Raw genomic sequence first — 6,468 nt, forward strand, 5'->3', positions numbered from 1 at the left:
GCTGGACTTCTGCGCCGACTGCGCGGACTACCCCTGCGCCGACACCGGCCTGCCGCCCCGGCTGGAGCAGAAGTGGCGCGCCAGCAACGACCACATCCGCGCGGCGGGGCGCGACGCCTTCCTGCGCGCCCTTGCCGAAACGCCCCGCTACCTGTAGGCTGCGGCGCTCAAGAGTTTGTGTTTTTGTTGCTGGGATACCGCAGGATATTTTGCGCGCCCACGAACGGCGCGACACATACCGGAGGAAGGATGAAGGTCTATCTCATCGGCGCGGGGCCCGGCGACCCCGGCCTGCTTACGCTCAAGGGCAAGCGCATCCTCGAATCGGCGGACGTCATCGTCTACGACTACCTCGCCAACGACGCGTTCCTCGCCTACGCCAAGCCCGGCGCGGAAATCATCTACGTGGGCAAGAAGGGCGGCGACCACACCCTGACGCAGGACGGCATCAACCGCCTGATCGTGGACAAGGCCAAGGAAGGCAAGACCGTGGCCCGCCTGAAGGGCGGCGACCCGTACATGTTCGGGCGCGGCGGCGAAGAGGCCGAAGAACTTCTGGACGCGGGCGTTCCCTTCGAGGAAGTGCCCGGCGTCACCAGCGCCGTGGCCGGTCCCGCCTACGCGGGCATCCCGCTGACGCACCGCTCCTACTCCTCGTCCGTGTCGTTCATCACCGGGCACGAAGACCCCACCAAGCCCGGCTCGGTACACAACTGGAAGGCCCTGGCCGAAAGCGCCAGCACCCTGGTCTTCTTCATGGGCATGAAGAACCTGCCCGAAATCTCGCGCAAGCTCATCGAGGCGGGCATGTCGCCGGAAACCCCGGCGGCGCTCGTCCACTGGGGCACCACCGCCCGCCACCGCAGCCTTGTGGCCACCATCGCCACCCTGCCGACAGAAGGGCCGAAGCACGGCTTCACCAATCCCTCGCTCATCGTGGTGGGCGGGGTGGTCAACCTGCACGACCGGCTGAACTGGTTCGAGCAAAAGCCCCTGCTGGGCAAGGGCGTGGTGGTCACCCGCGCCCGCGAGCAGGCCAGCGGCCTTGCCGAGGCCCTGCGCGAACTGGGCGCCGACGTGGTGCAGTTTCCCACCATCGAGATCATTCCCCTTGCCGACTACGCCCCGGTGGACGCGGCCATCCGCGACCTGCCCGGCTATGACTGGGTGGTGTTCACCTCGGTCAACGGCGTGAAGCACTTCTGGAACCGCCTTGCCGCCTGCGGGCAGGATTCGCGCGCGCTGGCCGGGCGCAAGGTGGCCGCCATCGGCCCCGCCACCGCCGACGTGCTGCGGACAAAGGGCATAGAACCGGACTTCATCCCCGAAAAGTACGTGGCCGAAGGCGTGGTGGAAGGCATGCTGGCGCGCGGCATGGGCGGCAAGCGCGTGCTGCTGCCCCGCGCCCGCGAGGCGCGCGAAGTGCTGCCCGACGAACTGCGCAAGGCCGGGGCCGTGGTGGACGTGCTGCCGGTGTACGAAACCGTGCCCAGCACCGCCCGCAAGGACGACGTGCTGGCCCGCATGCAGGAAGGGCGCGTCCATTGCGTCACCTTCGGCTCGTCGTCCACGGTGGACAACTTCTTCTCGCTGGTGCCCGTGGACATGGTGAAGGCCCACCCCGAGGTGAAGCTTGCCTGCATCGGCCCCGTCACCCGCAAGACGCTGGAAGGCTACGGCCTGACCTGCCACATCCAGCCCGAGGATTTCACCATTCCCGCGCTGGTTGACGAGTTGGTTGCACGCCTGCCCGAACTGTAGACGACGTCCGGCATGGGCGGCCCCCAGTGGATGCCGCCCGGTGCCGGATTTGATCGCACGCAGGTCCGGTGCCGGATTTGATCGCACGCAGGTCCGGTGCCGGATTTGATCGCATGCCGGCCCGGTGCCGGACCGTGCGCCAGTACGACGGTATTTGACAGGTGGAACGTCCCGTGTTGTGAGGAATGCGTGACCGGAGTGATCCGGTCCGCAATCCCGCCCGGCTCCGTGCCGGGCGCGGCATCCTTACGACATTCAAGGAAGGGACACCGCATGGGCATCGTACGAGCCGTCTGTATCAGCGAGCGGAAAGGCGAGCGCAAGCGGGTGGTGGACGCCATCACCCTGCGCGAGGACTACGGCGTGGAAGAAGACGTCCACGCGGGCAGCGGCAGGCAGGTCAGCCTGCTGGCCGTGGAAAGCGTGGACATCATGCGCCCGCGCATGCCGGAACTGGCGGCGGGCGACTTTGCGGAAAACATTTTGGTGGAAGGGCTGCCCCTTACCCGCTGCAAGGTGGGCGACCAGCTTGCCGCAGGGCCGGATATCCTTCTGGAAATCACCCAGATCGGCAAGACCTGCCATTCCAAGTGCAACATCCACAAGACCGTGGGCTTCTGCATCATGCCCACCGAAGGGGTGTTCGCAAAGGTGCTGCGCGGCGGCGTGCTGCGCGCCGGGGATGCCGTTGCCATGACGGAAGGGTAGCCTGGGTGGGGGCGTGCCCTCCGCCCGCCCCCGATAACCCTCGACCCTCCGTGTTCAGGGAGTCTCATGACGCTGCAACTGGCCGTGCTGGCCTCCGGCAACGGGTCGAACCTGCAAGCCATTCTCGACCGCATCGCCAGCGGCGCGCTGGATGCCCGGGTGTGCCTTGTGCTGTGCAACAAGCCAGAGGCCCCGGCCCTCACGCGCGCCCGCGCGGCGGGTGTTGCGCATCTGGCCCTTTCTCCGGCGGATTACCCGGACCGCGAAGCCTTTGATGCGGCCATGGTGGCGGCCATCAGGGCGCATGGGGCGGATGCCGTGGCGCTGGCCGGGTACATGCGGTTGCTTACGCCGGGGTTTCTGGCCGCGTTCGCGGGGCGGGTGGTGAACATCCACCCCGCGCTGCTGCCCAGCTTTCCGGGGTTGCGCGGCGCGGCGGACGCGCAGGCGTACGGGGTGACGCTGGCCGGGTGCACCGTGCATTTCGTGGACGAGCAGATGGACCATGGTTCGGTCATCGTGCAGGCGGCGGTGCCGGTGCATCCGGGCGAGCCGCTGGATGACCTGAAGGCGCGGATTCACGCCATGGAGCATCGCATCTACCCGCAGGCCTTGCAGTGGCTGGCCGAGGGGCGGTTGCGCGTGGAGGGGCGGGTGGTTCGGGTGCTGCCGCGGCCCGACGGCAAGGCGGCGGCGGGTATCCCCGATGGACCGTGGCTGGTGTGGCCGGCGCTTGAGCCCGGATTTTAGGCATCCACACTCCGTCTTTTCGCCCTCCGGCTGACCGACCAGAAGGGCGCGGAGCGTGGCCGTTGGGAGAGCTTGCGAGCCTTACGGCCATCGAGAGCAACGCGTCAGATTTCGTTTTTTACTCCGGTCACGTACGACAAAAGTACGCTCCCTTCGTAAAAGACTCATCTTCCTTGCCGGAGAACGAAAATCCTGTCGTGTAACCGGCGCGCAAACACGCGGGTTTCGTTTCTCACCATCTATTCAAGATAGATGGCAAATCACTAGACCTCCCCCGTCATGCTGTACAATCTCGTTGCCCTGTTCGGCCTGTGCATGGTGGGCCGCATGAGTCCCGGCCCGGACATGATGCTGCTGGTGCGCCACGGCGCGGGCGGCCCCACGCGCGCGGCCTATGCCTGCGTGCTGGGCATCTGTCTGGGGCTGACCTTTCACGTGACCTGGGCGGTGCTTGGCACCGGCCTGTTGCAGGGCAGCCCCCGCGCGTTTCAGGCGGTGCAGTTGGCCGGGGCCGCGTATCTGGCGTGGGTGGGGTGGAAGGCCCTGCGGGCGCGGGCCGACGGCGGCGGCGAGGGAACGGCGCCGCCCACCCTGCGCGAGGGGTTTCGCGACGGGCTGTTCTGCAACCTGCTGAACCCCAAGGTGACGCTGTTCATTCTTTCGGTGTTCACGCAGTTCGTGGCCCCCGGCACGCCCACAGGTGAACGGGTGGCCTACGGCGCGGTCATCGTGCTGGAGGCGCTGGTGGGCTGGACCATCTTCGTGCGCTTTCTGGATACGGCGTCCATGCGCCGCTTCTACGAGCGGCACGGCCTGCATCTGGTGCGGCTGACCGGCGCGCTGCTGCTGTTGCTGGCGGGGTGGAGCGTGGTGTCCTTCCTGCGCGGGTAGGGCCGGGCTGGCGCAGTATTCCGCGCATGCTGGTCGGACTTGTGGTTGCCTGACGCGTTGCCACCTGACGCGTTGCCACCGGGCGTGTTGCCACCTGACGCGTTGTCACGATCTGCGCGGCGGTCACCCTTCGTGCCGCAACGGCCCCGGATACGGGCCGCTACACCGGGCAGCCGGGATGGTCGCGCGGTGCCTCGGGCGCCTGGTCGTTGCCGGGCAGCGGCAGGCGCAGGGTGAAAGTGGTGCCCCGGCCCGGTTCCGAGGTCACGTCAAAGGTGCCCGCATGGTTGCGGGTGATGATGAAGTAGGACACCGACAGCCCAAGACCGGTGCCCACGCCCACCTCCTTGGTGGTGAAGAACGGCTCGAACACCCGCCGCCGCACGTCTTCCGGCATGCCGGTGCCGTTGTCCTGCACGTCGATGCGCATCCACGCTCCTTCGCGCCGTGTGCGCAGCACGATGCGCGGTTCGCCGCTGCCGGTTTCGGCAAGCGGGGCGGGCGGCGCATCCGTTGCCGCACCATCCGTTCCCTTTCCTTCCGGGCGCGTTCCGTCTGTTCGCATGCTCCCTGGCCACACGTTTTCCGGTCGCGCGTTCTCCGGTCGTGCCGCTATGGCCTGGGCCGCATTGCGCAGCAGGTTCAGCAGCACCTGGGCTATTTCCTGCTCGGAACAGACCACCGGCGGCAGGTTCGCCGCGTAATCGCGCACGATGGCGATATTGCGGAAGTCGTAGCGTTTTTTCAGGTCGTAGTCGCTGGCGGCGATGTCCAGCGTGCGGTCCAGCAGGTGGTGCAGGTCCACCGTGGTGCGGCGCGCACCGCTGTTGCGGCTGAATTCAAGCATGTTGGTGATGATGTTGGCGGCCCGGCAGCCCGCCTCGCGGATGCTGTCCAGAAATTCCAGCACCCGCCGTTCCGCAAGATAGGCGCGGATCACCGGCAGCGAGCAGCCCAGGCGCGCCGCGACCTGCTCGTTGGCGGGCAGCCCATCGGCCAGGCGGCGCTGGATGTTCTGCGCCCCCTGCAGGATGGCACCCAGCGGGTTGTTGATCTCGTGGGCCATGCCCGCCGCCAGCCCGCCCACGGACAGCATTTTTTCCGACTGGACCAGCACCTCTTCCATGCGTACCCGGTCGGTCACGTCGTCGATGCGCAGCACGCCCCCGTCTCCTTCCGGGGCGCCGGTCATGCCGCTGCCCATGGGATACAGCGAAACCTCCTCGTAACGGTAGTGGCTCCCGATCAGGGTGACCACCCGCTCGCGGTCCACCGGGGTGCGGCGGGCCATGGCGGCGGTCAGCCGCGCGGCGGTTTCGGCATGGTCGGGCAGCAGTTCGGCCAGGGGGGTGCCCCCCGGGGTCACGGCATGCCCGGTGCGGCGCAGCGCCGCCGGGTTCATGCGCACCACCCGGCCATGTCCGTCCAGCGCGATGATGGCCGAGGGCATGGCATCCATCATCTGCTGTACGTAGGCGCGGGTGCGGCGCAGTGCTGCCTCGCGCTGGCGCACCGTGGCCGCCATGTCGCGGAATTCACGGTCAATGGCGGCCAGTTCGGCCAGTTGTTCCCCGCCGGAAGGCGGCAGGTCGTAGCTGCCGCCCGAAACCAGCCGGATGGACTGGCAGAACCCGGCCAGGGGCCGGGCTATGGCCCATTCCAGTTCGGCCAGCAGCGACACGGCGAACACGGTCAGCAGCACCGTGAGCAGCAGCAGGAAGATGATCATCTTGCCAGCCACCTCGGACAGCACGGCCCCCTGGCGCTTCAGGGTGACGATGGTCCAGTCGGGTCCGGCCACCATGGCGGTGCAGGCAAACCAGGTTTCGTCGTCGTAGCGCACGCGTTGCACGGCGGGCTCGGCGTTGTGCGCCCTCCCGCCGTCGGGCCTGAACAGGGACAGGTGGCCGATGTTTTCCTGGCGCTGCACGCGGGTCAGGTCGGGGTGGGCGATGAGGTTGCCGTAGGCGTCGGCCAGCAGCACCGCGTTGTCGTCGCCGGGCAGCAGTTGCAGCACATGCTCTTGCAGCGTGGTCAGCCGCAGTGCCCCCACCAGTTGCCAGCCCCCTTCGATGGCTTCGCTGATGTACACCACCACCTCGCCGGTGTCCGGCAGGGGGGCGGGGCTGCCCAGCCGATAGCCGCGCCCGTGCATGCCGCTGCCCTGTGGGTCGCGCAGCACGGGGAAGTCCACCATTGTCGGGCCGTCCGGCAGTGAAAACACCACCCGTTGCGCCTCGTCCAGCAGCATGATGCGCACGAAGTGCTGGCGCAGCGAGCGCCTGCGGCCCAGTTCCTCCGCCACGCGGGCGGCCGAGGGCGAGGTGGGCAGGGCCGAGGCCAGCCGGGCCAGCGACA

At 68.0% G+C, this 6,468-nt stretch carries 5 protein-coding genes; 4 read left to right on the plus strand and 1 reads right to left on the minus strand.

The window, feature by feature from the left end:
• The first annotated feature begins 249 nt into the window (after positions 1–249).
• The 4 genes from cobA to FVW20_RS04840 all read left to right on the plus strand — a co-directional run bounded on the left by cobA (position 250) and on the right by FVW20_RS04840 (position 4,110).
• Complete coding sequence (gene cobA, locus FVW20_RS04825) at positions 250–1,761, plus strand: uroporphyrinogen-III C-methyltransferase (protein ID WP_196608525.1); 1,512 nt, start codon at positions 250–252, stop codon at positions 1,759–1,761.
• A gap of 273 nt (positions 1,762–2,034) precedes the next feature.
• Positions 2,035–2,469, plus strand: coding sequence for an MOSC domain-containing protein (locus FVW20_RS04830; protein WP_196608526.1), 435 nt, complete (start codon positions 2,035–2,037; stop codon positions 2,467–2,469).
• 66 nt (positions 2,470–2,535) lie between these two features.
• Positions 2,536–3,219, plus strand: coding sequence for a phosphoribosylglycinamide formyltransferase (gene purN / locus FVW20_RS04835; RefSeq protein ID WP_196608527.1), 684 nt, complete (start codon positions 2,536–2,538; stop codon positions 3,217–3,219).
• A 279-nt stretch (positions 3,220–3,498) separates the two neighbouring features.
• Positions 3,499–4,110 carry a LysE family translocator gene (locus FVW20_RS04840; RefSeq protein WP_196608528.1) on the plus strand — a complete coding sequence of 204 codons (612 nt, stop codon included), beginning with the start codon at positions 3,499–3,501 and terminating at the stop codon, positions 4,108–4,110.
• 160 nt (positions 4,111–4,270) lie between these two features.
• On the opposite strand, the gene FVW20_RS04850 is transcribed toward FVW20_RS04840, so the two are convergent.
• The coding region (locus tag FVW20_RS04850; RefSeq protein ID WP_231038874.1) for a sensor histidine kinase at positions 4,271–6,468 on the minus strand (2,198 nt) is incomplete at its 5' end.

The organism is Nitratidesulfovibrio oxamicus, assembly GCF_015731765.1.
GTDB lineage: Bacteria > Desulfobacterota > Desulfovibrionia > Desulfovibrionales > Desulfovibrionaceae > Cupidesulfovibrio > Cupidesulfovibrio oxamicus.